Annotated in this window: 15 protein-coding genes and 1 tRNA gene; 10 read left to right on the top strand and 6 right to left on the bottom strand. The window is 67.8% G+C overall.

The annotated features are described in order from the left end of the window. Positions 1-20 precede the first annotated feature (20 nt). A complete protein-coding gene (locus ACH46_RS14790; protein WP_062393594.1) occupies positions 21-788 on the top strand; it encodes an SDR family NAD(P)-dependent oxidoreductase in 768 nt (255 codons plus the stop codon). Next, positions 788-1,585, top strand: a complete 798-nt coding sequence (locus tag ACH46_RS14785) for a GPI inositol-deacylase (protein WP_226995637.1) — start codon at positions 788-790, stop codon at positions 1,583-1,585. The genes ACH46_RS14790 and ACH46_RS14785 overlap by 1 nt, the downstream gene beginning before the upstream one ends. Here ACH46_RS14785 and ACH46_RS14780 read toward each other — a convergent pair. From ACH46_RS14780 to ACH46_RS14765, 4 genes are read right to left on the bottom strand one after another with little or no spacing between them, the layout of a single operon-like run. Beyond that, on the bottom strand, positions 1,582-1,941 hold the full coding sequence (locus ACH46_RS14780) for a DUF488 domain-containing protein (RefSeq protein WP_062393593.1): 360 nt from the start codon (positions 1,939-1,941) through the stop codon (positions 1,582-1,584). The genes ACH46_RS14785 and ACH46_RS14780 overlap by 4 nt on opposite strands. Positions 1,942-1,979: 38 nt before the next feature. Continuing rightward, complete coding sequence (locus tag ACH46_RS14775; protein WP_062393592.1) at positions 1,980-3,047, bottom strand: ABC transporter permease; 1,068 nt, start codon at positions 3,045-3,047, stop codon at positions 1,980-1,982. 1 nt (position 3,048) lies between these two features. Beyond that, positions 3,049-3,897, bottom strand: a complete 849-nt coding sequence (locus ACH46_RS14770) for an ABC transporter ATP-binding protein (RefSeq protein WP_062393591.1) — start codon at positions 3,895-3,897, stop codon at positions 3,049-3,051. Beyond that, positions 3,894-4,523, bottom strand: coding sequence for an alpha/beta hydrolase (locus tag ACH46_RS14765; RefSeq protein ID WP_082399690.1), 630 nt, complete (start codon positions 4,521-4,523; stop codon positions 3,894-3,896). Before ACH46_RS14765 ends, ACH46_RS14770 begins: the two co-directional genes overlap by 4 nt. Positions 4,524-4,651: 128 nt before the next feature. On the opposite strand from ACH46_RS14765, the gene pgm reads away from it, so the two are divergent. From pgm to ACH46_RS14745, 4 genes are all read left to right on the top strand, one after another. Continuing rightward, positions 4,652-6,292 (top strand): phosphoglucomutase (alpha-D-glucose-1,6-bisphosphate-dependent), encoded by a 1,641-nt coding sequence (gene pgm / locus ACH46_RS14760; RefSeq protein WP_062393590.1) that lies wholly within the window; start codon positions 4,652-4,654, stop codon positions 6,290-6,292. Positions 6,293-6,429: 137 nt separating this feature from the next. Beyond that, the gene (locus ACH46_RS14755; protein ID WP_062393589.1) at positions 6,430-7,158 is read left to right on the top strand and encodes a DsbA family protein; all 729 of its coding nucleotides are present in this window, start codon (positions 6,430-6,432) and stop codon (positions 7,156-7,158) included. A gap of 44 nt (positions 7,159-7,202) precedes the next feature. Next, complete coding sequence (locus tag ACH46_RS14750) at positions 7,203-7,805, top strand: DUF1707 SHOCT-like domain-containing protein (RefSeq protein WP_062395486.1); 603 nt, start codon at positions 7,203-7,205, stop codon at positions 7,803-7,805. 134 nt (positions 7,806-7,939) lie between these two features. After that, positions 7,940-8,012: transfer RNA gene (locus tag ACH46_RS14745), tRNA-Ala, on the top strand. 106 nt (positions 8,013-8,118) lie between these two features. On the opposite strand, the gene ACH46_RS14740 is transcribed toward ACH46_RS14745, so the two are convergent. Continuing rightward, positions 8,119-8,703, bottom strand: a complete 585-nt coding sequence (locus ACH46_RS14740) for a hypothetical protein (protein WP_062393588.1) — start codon at positions 8,701-8,703, stop codon at positions 8,119-8,121. A gap of 170 nt (positions 8,704-8,873) precedes the next feature. Between ACH46_RS14740 and ACH46_RS14735 the strand changes: the two genes are divergently transcribed. Beyond that, entirely contained in the window at positions 8,874-9,209 is a 336-nt protein-coding gene (locus tag ACH46_RS14735; protein WP_157851065.1) for a hypothetical protein, read from the top strand. Positions 9,210-9,252: 43 nt separating this feature from the next. On the opposite strand, the gene ACH46_RS14730 is transcribed toward ACH46_RS14735, so the two are convergent. Next, positions 9,253-10,695 (bottom strand): hypothetical protein, encoded by a 1,443-nt coding sequence (locus ACH46_RS14730; RefSeq protein ID WP_157851064.1) that lies wholly within the window; start codon positions 10,693-10,695, stop codon positions 9,253-9,255. A 67-nt stretch (positions 10,696-10,762) separates the two neighbouring features. Between ACH46_RS14730 and ACH46_RS14725 the strand changes: the two genes are divergently transcribed. From ACH46_RS14725 to ACH46_RS21645, 3 genes are all read left to right on the top strand, one after another. Beyond that, the gene (locus ACH46_RS14725; RefSeq protein WP_157851063.1) at positions 10,763-12,559 is read left to right on the top strand and encodes a hypothetical protein; all 1,797 of its coding nucleotides are present in this window, start codon (positions 10,763-10,765) and stop codon (positions 12,557-12,559) included. A gap of 63 nt (positions 12,560-12,622) precedes the next feature. Continuing rightward, positions 12,623-12,952: a nucleotidyltransferase family protein gene (locus tag ACH46_RS14720; protein ID WP_062393584.1), complete on the top strand. Its 330-nt coding sequence runs from the start codon at positions 12,623-12,625 to the stop codon at positions 12,950-12,952. Positions 12,953-13,067: 115 nt separating this feature from the next. Beyond that, positions 13,068-13,274 carry a HepT-like ribonuclease domain-containing protein gene (locus ACH46_RS21645; RefSeq protein WP_226995878.1) on the top strand — a complete coding sequence of 69 codons (207 nt, stop codon included), beginning with the start codon at positions 13,068-13,070 and terminating at the stop codon, positions 13,272-13,274. Positions 13,275-13,285: the final 11 nt, after the last annotated feature.

Below are 13,285 nucleotides of genomic sequence, written 5' to 3'. Positions count from 1 at the left end.
ACCCGATCAGGAGACCTCCGATGTCTGCCATCCTCGACAACTTCCGGCTCGACGGAAAAGTCGCGCTCGTCACGGGCGCATCCAGCGGCCTCGGTGTCGGCTTCGCCAAAGCCCTCGCCGATGTCGGCGCCGATGTGGTCCTCGCCGCCCGCCGCGCCGACCGCCTCGCCGACACCAAGGCGGCGATCGAGGCGATGGGGCGTCGCGCGATCGCCGTGACCACCGACGTCGCCGACCCCGACCAGTGCACCGCGGCCGCCGAGGCCGCGATGGCCGAGTTCGGTCGCCTCGACGTCCTCGTCAACAACGCGGGTGTCGCCGCGTCGGTGCCCGCCCTGCGCGAGTCGCCGGACGAGTTCCGCAAGGTGATGGATATCAACGTCAACGGCTCGTACTGGATGGCGCAGGCCTGCGCCCGCGTGATGCAGCCCGGCAGCTCCATCATCAATCTCGCCAGCATTCTCGGCATCACCAGTGTGCTGATGCCGCAGGCCGCGTACTCGGCCAGCAAGTCGGCCGTCATCGGCCTCACCCGCGACCTCGCCCAGCAGTGGACGCCGCGCAAGGGCATCCGCGTCAACGCCCTCGCACCCGGCTACTTCGAATCGGAGATGACCGGCGAGTTCGCCGAAGGCGTCCTCGAGCAGTACGTGGTCCCGCGCACCCTGTTCGGCCGCCTCGGCAGCCCCGGGGAGCTCGACTCCGCGCTGATCTTCCTCGCCAGCGACGCCAGCAGCTACATGTCCGGGATCACCCTCCCGGTCGACGGCGGAATGTTGACGAACTGATGACCACGACACTGACGACCGCGACCCCGATGACCGAACAGCATCGACCGGCACGCAAGCCGCGCCTGGCGTTGACGTCGACCGACTTCACTCGATCCCTGTGGGAGCTGGGCGCCTACGCGTCCACGTGGCCGACGATGGCGGCGGCGCCGATGAGCGACGACGCCCAGCCCGTCCTGGTGCTGCCGGGCTTCACGACGTCGGACCTCACGACCACGCCGCTGCGGACCACGCTGAAGAACCTCGGTTACCCGACCTACGGCTGGGGGTTGGGCGTCAACATCGGCCCCAGCGATCGGATCCTGCGCGGCATGCGCACCAAGCTCGACGACGTCTACCGCCGCCACGGGCAGCCGGTCAGCCTCATCGGCTGGAGCCTCGGCGGGATCTTCGCGCGTGAACTGGCGCGCGAGACGCCCGAGAAGGTCCGGCAGGTCATCACCCTGGGCAGCCCGTTCCGGATGGAGACGCACGACCAGAGTCGCGCCAAGCACCTGTTCGACCTGCTGTCGCGCTTCCACGCGCGCGAACTCGGCACCCCGCTCGAGGCGGATGCGGAACCGTTGACGATGCCGTCGACGTCGTTCTACAGCAGGCTCGACGGGATCGTCGCCTGGCAGGTGTGCCGCGACGAGCCGTCGGCGTTGAGCGAGAACATCGAGGTCCTCAGTTCGCACCTCGGGTTCGGCCACAATCTGGCCGCCGTGTGGGGCGTCGCCGATCGGCTCGCGATGCCCGCAGGCGAGCTGACGCCGTTCCGTCCGCCGGCCTGGTTGCGCCCCGCGTTCCCGCGCTAGGCGTTCGCCAGCTTCGCCTCGATCGCCTCGACGAGCGTCGGGACCTCGCTGTGCGCGGGATCCTTCATCGCGGTCGCGAGTTCTAGATCGCCCGCCCTCGCCAGCTCGACGAGTTCGTTCAAGGCGTCGGCGGCGGGGCCGGGCGTCTCGAGTTCGGCGAGGTAGCGGGTGTGGAACGCGTCGTACTGGTCCATGTTCGCGTGGTACCAGGTGCGCAGCTCCTTCGACGGCGCCGCCTCCTTGATCCACCGTCCGATCCGCGGATCGTCCTTGCGGATTCCGCGCGGCCACAGTCGGTCGACCAGCACGCGGCCGTCGCCGGGGGCGTCGTAGACGCGGGCGATAGAGACTGTCATCGGTGCTCCTTTCGCCTGAGGTGTCGGTATCCCCGACGCTACGCCACCCGCACACCCCTCGGCAGACGGTGGGCGGGGACGCGGAGTCTGCGGATCGCGACCCACAGTCCCAGCGCGCCGATGACCACGTTGACCAGCAGCCCCAGGTACCAGCTGTGGCCGATGAAGCGCATGTCGTGGCGCTCGTTCGCGTCGTTCCAGTCCTCGCGCGCCCCGTCGGTGGCGAGATCGGCGCAGGTGCGGCCCGCGAGGTTGGGGCCCGAGCGCGCCAACGACTGCCCCATCGCGGGGAACAGCGAGACGCCTTCGCCGGAGAGGCGGGAGTCGCGGTCGATGCCGCCTGCGACGGCGTCGGTGACCACCAGCAGCGGGTTCGGCAGCAGCAGCCACCAGGTGCGTTCGGTGTGGACGAAGCTCTGCGTCGCCGTCGAGTCGACGCAGCTGTCGGCCACGTTGGACGAGTCGCGGTAGTCCACCTTGGCGTACGGCACGGTGTGCTCTGCGATGGACATCGGCACGGACATCCCGAAGCCGATCGGCAGGCCGATCAGCAGGAGCAGGACGGTGGCCTGCGTGAGCATCGCCGACGCCGCGGGCCGCACGGTGAGGGCGGAGAACCCGAGACCGAGCGCGCAGTAGCAGCCCAGCAGCAGCGCGGTGACGCCGATGCCGAGGATTCCGGACCACACCGCCATCGGACCGGTGAACAGACCCCAGATCAGATACGGCAGGGCGACGCCGATGAGCGTCAAGGATGCGAGCCACGAGCCGAGGAGCTTGCCGATCGTCAGTTCGGCCGACGTGATGGGCGTGGCCTGCACCAGGGCGAGGGTCGCGTCGCGACGGTCGCCGTTGATCGACGTCGCCGACATGGTCGGGGCGGCGGCGAGGCCCAGGAACAGGACCAGTCCGAGCGCGAGGTCGAACAGGTAGTGCGACCACGTCGCGTAGTCCTCGTCGGCGACCCCGACGGTCAGGTACAGCGTCCCGAGGATGAACACGCTGATCAGCGCGAACAGGATCCCGAGGGTCCACCGCCAGCGGGTGGAGCGGATGCGTTGGCGGACCTCGAGGCCGGCGATCGTGGTGATGGCGGAGACATTCATGTCAGGTCCTGTCGGCGTCGAGGTCGAGGTAGACCTGCTCCAGGCCGGTGTCGACCCGGGTGAACTCGGCGATCGCGTGGCCGTCGGCGATCAGCTTGGCGAGGTAGGCGGCCGCCGCGGCGTCGTCGGCCAGTTCGACGGTGACGGCGCGGTCGGGTGCGTCGCCCACCCGGCGGATCCGCCACGACGCGTGCCTGCTCGGCTCGGGGATCCGGGTGGCACCGCCCTGCATCATGACGATGTCGTCGGACATCTCGTCCAGCTCGGCCAGGATGTGCGACGACACCAGCACGGCGGTTCCCGCGTCGGCCATCTGACGGAGAAGCGTGCGGAGCTCGATGCGCGAGCGCGGATCCATCCCGGACGCCGGCTCGTCGAGCAGGAGGATCCGGGGCCGGTTCACCAGGGCGCGCGCCAGCCCGAGACGCTGCTTCTGTCCGCGCGACAGTCCGGACGCGGGGCTGTCGGTGAAATCCTCCAGGTGCACCAACGTCAGCAGTTCTCGGGCGCGGAGGTCGGCGTCGGTCGCGGCCATCCCGTACAGCCTGCCGAAGGCGACGAGGATCTCCCGCGGGGTCAGCGACTCCCAGGTGCCGAACGCGTCGGGCATCCAGCCGATCGCGGCGCGCAGCTTCGCGTGCTCCACGGCGGTCCCGTCGAACTCGATGGTGCCGCGGTCGGGTTCCAGCAGGCCCGCGAGCATCAGCAGAAGGGTTGTCTTACCCGCGCCGTTGGGTCCGACGAGTCCGGTGATCCGGCCGGCGTGCAGGTCGATATCGGCGTGGGTGACGGCCAGGTGGTCGCCGAACTGCCGGGCGAGCCCTCTCGCGGCGAGGACGGGGCCGATCATCGACGCGACCGTTCGAGGGCTTCGCCGACGAAGCGGAGGGCACCGCCCTGCCACACGTCGAGGTGGTCGAGCATCGGGTGGCCGCCGCCGGGGACCGCGAGGTACTCGGCGTCGAACCCACGGGCCGCGAGTTCGGCGATGCCCTTCGCGGTGCGGGGTGCTCGGGTGACGGTGTCGGCGTCGCCGTGGATCGCGCGGACCCGGACACCGTCGCGGATGTGGCGCCAGTCGGCGAACTGCCACCACGGGGCCAGGGCCAGGATGTCGGTGACCCGTTCATCGTCGCCGAGGAGGGCGGCGATCCGACCGCCCATCGAGTGCCCGATGACGGCGATCGGAACGCCGGGATGTTCGGAAGCGAGGGCGTCGAGTGCGGCGCGGGCATGCGGCATCGGGCTGGCCTGACCGCCGTTCCAGCCGTAGACCCGGTACTGCGCCTGCTTCACCCGGACGCGGGTCCCGAATCGGGCTTGGATCGATGCAGTGAACGGGTACATCCGGAGCGCGGAGCCCTGCGTCGGCGAGAATCGGCGATAGCTGAAGTCGGTGCCGCCGGGGAGGATGAGGACCGCCAGATCGGGCGAGGTCCGGCTGCGAATCGGTGCCAGCAGGCTGGTTGAGAACACGAGGCTCCTCGCTCCACGGTCACGGGTGAGTCGTCGTCAGAGTATCCGGGATCTGTCGGGAACCGGTGGATCGCGTCGTTCGGTCGTCGGACCGGTGTCGGTGGAGGCGCGGTGGCAGAATCAACCGCATGGCACACCCGAGAGCTGGCACCCCCGCGACCGCCGACGATCTGATCGACGTGGCGGCCGTCGAGAACGCCTATTACGAGATCAAGCCCGATCCGGCGAACCCGGACCAGCGCGTCGTCTTCGGCACCTCCGGCCACCGCGGTTCGAGCCTCGACGGCGCGTTCAACGAGGCGCACGTCCTCGCGATGACGCAGGCGATCGTCGAGCACCGCGAGAAGGCAGGCATCGAGGGGCCGCTGTTCATCGGCTTCGACACCCACGCCCTCTCCATCCCGGCGTGGCGCAGTGCCCTGGAGGTGCTCGTCGGCAACGGCGTCTCGGTGTTCACCGCCGATGAGGACCAGTTCACGCCGACCCCCGCGGTGAGCCGCGCGATCCTGCGGTTCAACCGGGAGAACCCCGGTGTGCAGGCGGACGGGATCGTCGTCACCCCGTCGCACAATCCGCCGGCCGACGGCGGTTTCAAGTACAACCCGCCCAGCGGCGGCCCGGCCGACTCCACCATCACCTCGGTGGTCGCCGCCCGCGCCAACGAGATCCTCGAAGAAGGTCTGCTCGCCGTGCAGCGAGTTCCGTTCGAGCGTGCCCGCATCTCGGAGCTGGTGATCGACTACCCGTTCCTCGGTGAGTACGTCACCGCCCTCGGTGAAGTCGTCAATATCGACGCGATCCGCGCCGCCGACGTCCGCATCGGCGCCGACCCGCTCGGCGGCGCGTCCGTCGCGTACTGGGGCGAGATCAAGGACTACTACGGTCTGGACTCGATGACGGTCGTCAATCCGAACACCGATCCGGCGTTCGGCTTCATGACGCTCGACACCGACGGCAAGATCCGGATGGACTGCAGCTCCCCGAACGCGATGGCCTCGCTGATCGCCGCGCGCGAGTCGTACGACATCGCCACCGGCAACGACGCCGACTCCGACCGCCACGGCATCGTCACCTCCGACGCCGGGCTGATGAACCCGAACCACTACCTGGCAGTCGCGATCGACTACCTCTTCACTCACCGCGAGGGCTGGAGCGAGGCCGCTGCCATCGGCAAGACGCTGGTGTCGTCGTCGCTCATCGACCGCGTCGCCGCAGGCATCGGGCGGCCGCTGGTCGAGGTCCCGGTCGGCTTCAAATTCTTCGTCGACGGTCTGCTCGACGGCACCATCGCCTTCGGTGGCGAGGAGAGCGCAGGCGCGTCGTTCCTCACCTTCGACGGCCGGCCCTGGTCGACGGACAAGGACGGCATCATCATGAACCTGCTCGCGAGCGAGATCCTGGCGGTGACCGGTGAGACGCCGTCGGAGCGGTACGTCGACCTCGCCGAGAAGTACGGCGCCAGTGCCTACTCCCGGATCGACGCCCCCGCCGACCGCGAGCAGAAGGCTCGCCTTGCGAAGCTCTCGGCGAGTCAGGTGTCGGCGTCCGAGCTCGCCGGGGAGCCGATCACCGCGATCCTCACCGAGGCGCCCGGCAACGGCGCCGCCATCGGCGGGCTGAAGGTCACCACCGAGAACGCCTGGTTCGCCGCCCGTCCCTCCGGCACGGAGGACGTCTACAAGATCTACGCGGAGTCGTTCCGCGGCGCCGACCACCTGGCGCAGGTCCAGGCCGAGGCACAGGCGCTGGTGGACTCGGTGCTGGGGTAAGGGGACTCGAACCCCTGACCCCACACTGGGGCTCCCTCACGCTGGTCGAGTACGGGAGGAGCGGAGCGACGACCACATCGAGACCGCCGCAGGCTGGGTCGCACCAGCCCCCGTGACCTCCCGCTACAGTCGACACCGTGACCAACGGCAAGAAACCGCGCGAGAACCCCGACTACCAGCCGCAGGCGGCGGGAGCGTCGTCGTACCTGTATGTCGGTATCGGCTTGGCGGTCGTGATCGCGCTCGTCGTCGGCGGCTTCATCTGGATGAACAACAAGTCGTATCCGCCTGTCGACGACAAGGTCCTCGCCGAGAACGCGTCGTTCATCGTCGGTGACAAGGCGGCGCCGATCACCATCGACATCTTCGAGGACTTCCACTGCGAGCACTGCAGCGAGTTCGAGAAGCAGTCCGGCGCCGCGATTCGGCAGAACGTGATCGACGGCAAGATCCGCGCCCGCTATCACATGCTGAACTTCCTCGACGGCGCCTCGGACTCCGGCGACTACTCGTCGCGCGCCGCCGGCGCAGCCCTGTGCGTGGCCCGCAACGACGACCGCGAGGTGTTCTGGAAGCTGCACTCCGCGCTCTTCCAGCGCTGGAACGACGACCTCGACAACCAGAAGATCGCCGATCTAGCGGTCGCCAACGGTGCCAGTCCGGTGAGCCGCGACTGCATCGCCGCGGGGAAGCTGGTCGACGAGGCACGCACCATGGCCGACGCGTCGAAGGGACAGTTGAGCAACTCCACGGAGGGCCAGGTTGCGACGCCGACTGTCCTGCTCGCGGGCAAGCAGGTCGAGAACATCGGCAGCGGCCCGGGCTGGCTCGACGAGATCCTCGCCGGGGCGCGCCCCACCAAGTAGGGGAGTGGCCCGAACGGACGACAGTCTTCCGTAAGGTGACTGTCGTGACGCAGGCATACCCGGACGACGACGTCCGAGTGGGGCATCCCGAACGGGAGCGCGCCATCGGGCTGATCAACGACGCCTTCTCCCAGGGCTACCTCGACATCACCGAGTTCGAGGAGCGGTCCGGGACCATCTACGAAGCGCGCACGCGCGGCGACCTCCGCGGTGTCGTTGCCGACTTGCCGAATGCGCAGCTGCTCTTCCCCGACACGCCGGCCGTCGCAGACGCTGTGGTGGCTGCGGTGCCACCGGTGGCGCACGTTCCGGAGACCATCACCGCGGACTGGGAGTCGCAGCGCCGCAAGGGCGCGTGGACGGTGCCTGCCCGGACGATCCTGACCGGCGAGATGGGCACCTTCGAGCTCGATTACCGGCTCGCGACGTTCGCCGCGCCCGTCGTCGAACTGCAGCTTCAGGTCAGCGCGTCGACCGTCCGACTCCGGGTCGGTCCCGAGCACGAGGTTCGGTACGACGCCGTCGCGAAGAGCGGCTGGTCGTCGATCAAGGACAAGGCCGGGTCGCCTGCGCGTCCCGGCGGGCACGTGATCATGGTGACCGGTGCCCTCAGCGGCATGAGCAGCCTGACGATCAAGCGGTCGTGAGCCTCGTCTTCGGGTGACCCGGCGGCCTTCGGCGATCGAACTCTGACCAGGCGATTTGGTGCCGGTTAAGCGGGTGGGGTAACTTAGCTAGCGCACTCGGAGAGGCAAACAATCCGGTGCGCACAAGTGAACACGGGGCTATGGCGCAGCTGGTAGCGCACCACACTGGCAGTGTGGGGGTCAGGGGTTCGAGTCCCCTTAGCTCCACTTCGAGAATCCCGCTTCGACCTTCGGTCGGAGCGGGATTCTTCGTATCACAGTCAGACTCGGCCTCTCAGGTTGGTCGAGTGCCGCCTGCGAGCGCAGCGAGCGCTCACCGCGACCGAGCCTCCATCGTGATCGCCAGCGCCGACACTAATAGCGGATCCACCGAGTCGTCGTGCAGCACCAGCCGATACCAGTCGTCGAACACCTTCGGCTTCTCGACGCTGAAGACGATGGTGCCGTCGATGTCGGCGAAATCGAAGTGGTATTTCATCACCGAGTTGACGACCTCGCCCGCGACGTCGCCGAGCAACGCGATCACCCGTCGGGATCGGGCCGTCGCGAGGCTGCGTTCGGTGCCGGTGAGCTGCCCGAGTCCGGGCTGGTCGAACTGCCACGTCGTGCGCTGCATGGATCTGCTCGTCACTACGCCGAAGGTGCCGAGGCCACCTCCTCCCGGTGTGAAGACCTCGTAACCGGTCAACGAGGCGAGGAAGCCGGCGCTGCTCTCTTTGACGACAGCGAGTTGCTCCGTGCGCGTGTCGTCTCGGTACAGCGTGAACTCGTCGCTCGCCGTCAACTGCTTTTCGGCATAGCCGGTGACCGCGCCGGGCCGACCTCGACCGTCGTCGTTGAACAGCCGGTACTTGCGCTTGAATTCGATGGACACTTTGCGGACGTGGCGCACCTCCATGACATCGAGGGAAACACACACTGCGGGTCGCGGGTGGGCGCGATGATGAATCATCGATTTCAGTAGGGGAGGATCTCATTGCGGACCTTCGCCGCAGAATCGGCTGATCCGACGCGGAGGTCCACGCCGGAGGACAATGGGGTCCGTAGTCGAGCGTGAAGGAGCACACCATGCCGGAGACGATCGAATCGGAGCAGCAGGCGGACCGCATCCAGGCCGCGATCGACGTGCCGATCAGCATGGGACCCGGATTCCTGAACGGCGATGTCGCGGTGAAGGAGATGACCGACGCGATGATCGCCGCGGTTCACAGCTTCCAAGCGGAGGAGGAAGCGGCCGGCCGCGGCATGAGGCCGCTCGGTACCCGGTCGGTGAAGCTCTTCCCGGTCCTGCAGGAACTCATCGCCTGCGGCGGCGGATTTCAAGCGGGACGATGCGACGCCGACTGTGTCGCCCGCACCATGACCTCGCTGGTGAGGGAGTTCGGCGACGCAGAGAAGGCGTGATGCGACGCCTGCCGAGTGCGATCGACGGGCACGCCGGGTGAGGTCACCGGGCACCCCACAGGGAGATTCCGTACTGGGTCAGGTTCACGCCGTGCACGTCGATGTCGAAGGCCCCGCGGGTCTCCACCGGTGAGACGTCACCGGGACCCAGCCGTTGCGACCACAGGGCGCGGGCGGTGCCTGCGGCGACGGCGCTGAGCATGGTTCGGTTCCCCACCGTATCGACGAGCAGCGTCGTCGTACCGATGATCGGCCCGGCCGAACTTCCGAGTGTCCGGGCGGGCCTCACCCAGCGCACCCTGCCGGTGACGGTGTCGACGCCGGCCGTTCGGGGATCGGCGAGCGAGGCGTACGAGTTCGTCGGTTGTGCCGTGTACCAGGCGGTTCGTCCGATGACCGGTCCGAGAATCGCGGTATACGGCGGCGACGGCGGCTGTCCGGGAATTCGCAGTTGCTGAGGGATCGGTGACTTCTGCCCGGTCTCGACGTCGTACAGGCCGTCCTGCAACGCGTAGACCTGTGCGCCGGCCGCGGCTGACTGCAGGTGCGGCCAGCCTTGGGCGTCGCCGAGTCCGGCCCCGGGATGACGCCGGACGGTCCGCCCCGACTCGTCCACGATCACGGCACCGTCGGCGGCGTTCGCGATCACTCGGCGACCCGGGAACGCGCTCACAGCGAAATTGCTCGCTCGCGATGGCACCTCGGCGACGACCTTCCCGGTGCGCGTCGCAAACACGGCGGCGGACCGCCCGTAGGTCCGGTGCACGATCGCGAAGTCGGCCCCGACCGTCTGCAGGACGAGGTCGTCGTGCCGGGACGTCGACGGGCCGACCGGAGTCGTACTGCTCCACGCCTGGCCATCGGCGCTGTATTTCGTGATGCGGGTGCGATCGCCGTCGGCGATGGCGGTGACGATGCCGTCTGAGACGGGGACGGCGGCGTCGGCCGCGGGGAGACGGTACTCGTGCGTGTCGCCGCCGACGGGCGAGAAGACCTGCACGGAGACGTGGTCGGGCAGTGTCGCGACGCAACCGAAGCGCTCACCCATCTGCGCGCACTTCGCGTGCGCAGCCAAGGGCGCCCGCCAGGCGACGGAGCCCGTCGACACGTCGATGCCGGCGATCGTCTGCTGCTCTGCGGGCTGCTCACCGAGGATCGACGGTGCGACGACGACGAACGTGTGACCGCACAGAATCGGCCGCGTCGTCGTGGCCGGGCTCGCGTTGCGATCTGAATCCGGATTGATGTCGATCAGCGAGACCGTGTCGACCACCTGCCATTCGGGGACGATCGCAGAAGCCTTCACGTGCCAGCGTTCGCGAAGTGGCTTCTGCAGATCGAGGGTCGGTGCTTCCTTGGCGAGACAGTCGCGACCGAGGTCGAGAGCTGTGGTGTCGCCCGAGCCCGCCGTACCCGAGTCGCACCCCGACACGACCATCGCGACGGCGATCGCCATGCCGATCGCGGTCCTGCGACGCCTCGACATGTCGGCCATTGTGCACGATCAGCCGATTCCGTGTTGCAGCTGCGATCAATTGACCGATAGTCGGTACGTGAGGCAGATCATGCGGGGGAGAGCGCGATGGTGGCTGTTCGCGGGCGGAGCGCTGGTGCTCGTCGGAGGGCTCATCGCGGCCTTCGTCGCGACGACGCCCCGCGAGGATCCGCCACGAACCACCGACCTCGGGGCCGGCCCCGTGCACTCGGCACCGCCCGCGGCCGACGGAGACTGGACCCGGCCACCCGCCGAGATCTACACCGTCCGCGGGGAGCTCATCGCGGCGTCGGAGAACCGGTGGATGATCCGGACCGGGGATCAGAACGGCTTCAGCTTCTCGATCAAGGATGCTGCGGGGCGCACGGTCGGTGACGACTTCCGCGCGCAGCGCGGCGCCTGTGCCCGCACTCGCTCCGGCGTGCTGGGGTGCCAGATCGGAGCGACGTTCTCGATCATCGATCTGGAGACCGGGCATCGGGATGTCCGCGCAGTCGAGGACACACTCGGACAACTCGTCGAACCGATGCCGCTGGCCGACGGGTGGGTGATCGGTGTGAACGGCGCACGCCGCGTCATCTCGGAGACGGGGGAAGTGCGGTGGCGGTTCCCCGCGGACCAACAGATGCTGGCGCCAGAACCTCGAGGACCGGTCTTCAGTCGGGGAGATCAGATGGTGACCACGGACTCACGGTTCGTCCACTCCGCGGTTCGGAACGCGACCACCGGTGCCGTGATCGCCGAATGCGACTGCACCGTCACGCTCCTCTCCGACGGCTTCGCGTCGCAGCCTGCGGAGACACTGAATGGTCCGACAACCCTGTACTCCCTCGACGGGCGCAAGGTCGCGACCTATCCGCCCGATGTTCGGGTGGTCCCAGGCGGCACCCGCACCGTGATCACCGAACCGGCCGGGCAGACGGATGACGGGAGGCCGACGCAGCGTATCCGCACCGTCGACGGGCGCATCCTCTGGGAGGGCTCCGGGACTCCTGCCACGTATCCGACGGTCTGCGGCGACTGGCTGATCCGTCCCGACCGGGTGATCTCGATCGTCGACGGAACCCCATTCACCCCGCCCGGCTTGAACGCCGGAGTCGGGGAGTGTCTGGCCGCCGGCGCCGACTGGGTCATGACGTCCGCGCAGGTGATCCGACCCCGTAGTGGTGCGTGGGGACCCGCTGTCGGATCGTTGCAGTACGCCGACGGACGGCTGGCGAACCGGGTCGACCAGGTGACGGCGCTGTATTCGCCGAGCGCACCTCGGGTTGGCGCGGTCCCGGTCACGACGGCCGCGCCAGACTTCAGCGTCACGTTGCCCTTCACCTTCGGCCGGACACGGTGGCCGATCGAACAGATGCAGTGGATCAAGATCAACCGTGTCTCGTACCAACCGGACACCGGCCGCTGGCTGGTCGGAGCTGACGGGATCACGCAGCTCGCGCGATCACAGTTCATCGATCCCGCGGTGGAGACCTTCGTGATCGCCGCCGACGGACGGGTGGTCGACACGCTGCCGACAGGCCGAGCCGCCCTGAAGTCGTGCGGACCGTACTCGGTCCGGCTCGACGTCGACGATCCGTCGCGCGTCGTCGTGCAGCGGAACGACGGCGTCGCAGTGCGGATCGGTCCGCAACCGGACCCGGAGCACCGCGTCGCACAGGGAGTGGAGTGCGTCGGTTACTCGGATGACTTCCTGGCACTGGCTCGCGACAACGTACCGGGCCTCACCCTGCTGCCGCTGCGCCCCGGCGTGGAGGCGCAACGACTCCCGTACGCGACAGGGTTCACGCAGGGGCGGCCGTTCGCCGTCGACTCGCGGACGATCACCGTGTTTCCGGCGGTTCGGGAGTAGTTCGTGCTGAGGACGTGGTAGGAGCGATACGACGGTCCCCGCGATAATCGGTATCGTGAGAGCATGTCGAACGTAGTGGTCACGCCGGAAACTTCGGCGCTGTACGCGGCGATAGACGATCGACGTGGTGAGTTCCTGCTGCTCCTTGCGAAATACGGTGCGCGCAACCCGCGGCTTTTCGGATCCGTCGCACACGGGACGGCGCATGCGGGAAGCGATATCGACATTCTCGTCGACATGGATGCATTCGATGGCAACATCCTTATGCGCGCATCGGGACTGATGGAAGAGACTCGACGATTGTTCGGTCGCGACGACATCGATATATTTCCGGCTCAACTTCTGAATGATCCGGTGTCAGAATCGGCGTTACGGGATGCGATCGCTCTATGAGTCGATCGACTGAACGTCGAATCGCTGACATATTGGATACGATCGCTCGATGTGAGAGGTACCTCCCGTCACTAGGTTCCGATCGTCCGGAGCTGGTTGAAATGGCGAGGACGCGATCGAAAGAAATCTACAGATAATCGGCGAGGCGGCGAATCATCTTCCGTCGGAAGTCTGTGCGTCGCACGCGGAAATTGCCTGGCCGGAAATACGGGGGTTCCGAAACATTCTCATTCATCAGTATTTCGGCGTCGATGTCGACGTCGTCCGTGATGTCGTCGAGAACTATCTCCCGCCGTCGGCAGCAGCGCTCGGCCAAGGCTGACAGTGGCTGCA

The sequence above is a fragment of the Gordonia phthalatica genome (assembly GCF_001305675.1).
Lineage (GTDB): Bacteria > Actinomycetota > Actinomycetes > Mycobacteriales > Mycobacteriaceae > Gordonia > Gordonia phthalatica.
This window is presented reverse-complemented; position numbering and strand designations above follow the sequence as displayed.

What these genes read in the sequence shown, in the direction of transcription:
- ACH46_RS14790 (WP_062393594.1), top strand. Translation starts at nt 21, where the DNA reads ATGTCTGCCATCCTCGACAACTTCCGGCTCGACGGAAAAGTCGCGCTC.
- ACH46_RS14785 (WP_226995637.1), top strand. Translation starts at nt 788, where the DNA reads ATGACCACGACACTGACGACCGCGACCCCGATGACCGAACAGCATCGA.
- ACH46_RS14780 (WP_062393593.1), bottom strand. Translation starts at nt 1,941, where the DNA reads ATGACAGTCTCTATCGCCCGCGTCTACGACGCCCCCGGCGACGGCCGC.
- ACH46_RS14775 (WP_062393592.1), bottom strand. Translation starts at nt 3,047, where the DNA reads ATGAATGTCTCCGCCATCACCACGATCGCCGGCCTCGAGGTCCGCCAA.
- ACH46_RS14770 (WP_062393591.1), bottom strand. Translation starts at nt 3,897, where the DNA reads ATGATCGGCCCCGTCCTCGCCGCGAGAGGGCTCGCCCGGCAGTTCGGC.
- pgm (WP_062393590.1), top strand. Translation starts at nt 4,652, where the DNA reads ATGGCACACCCGAGAGCTGGCACCCCCGCGACCGCCGACGATCTGATC.
- ACH46_RS14740 (WP_062393588.1), bottom strand. Translation starts at nt 8,703, where the DNA reads ATGGAGGTGCGCCACGTCCGCAAAGTGTCCATCGAATTCAAGCGCAAG.
- ACH46_RS14735 (WP_157851065.1), top strand. Translation starts at nt 8,874, where the DNA reads ATGCCGGAGACGATCGAATCGGAGCAGCAGGCGGACCGCATCCAGGCC.
- ACH46_RS14730 (WP_157851064.1), bottom strand. Translation starts at nt 10,695, where the DNA reads ATGTCGAGGCGTCGCAGGACCGCGATCGGCATGGCGATCGCCGTCGCG.
- ACH46_RS14720 (WP_062393584.1), top strand. Translation starts at nt 12,623, where the DNA reads ATGTCGAACGTAGTGGTCACGCCGGAAACTTCGGCGCTGTACGCGGCG.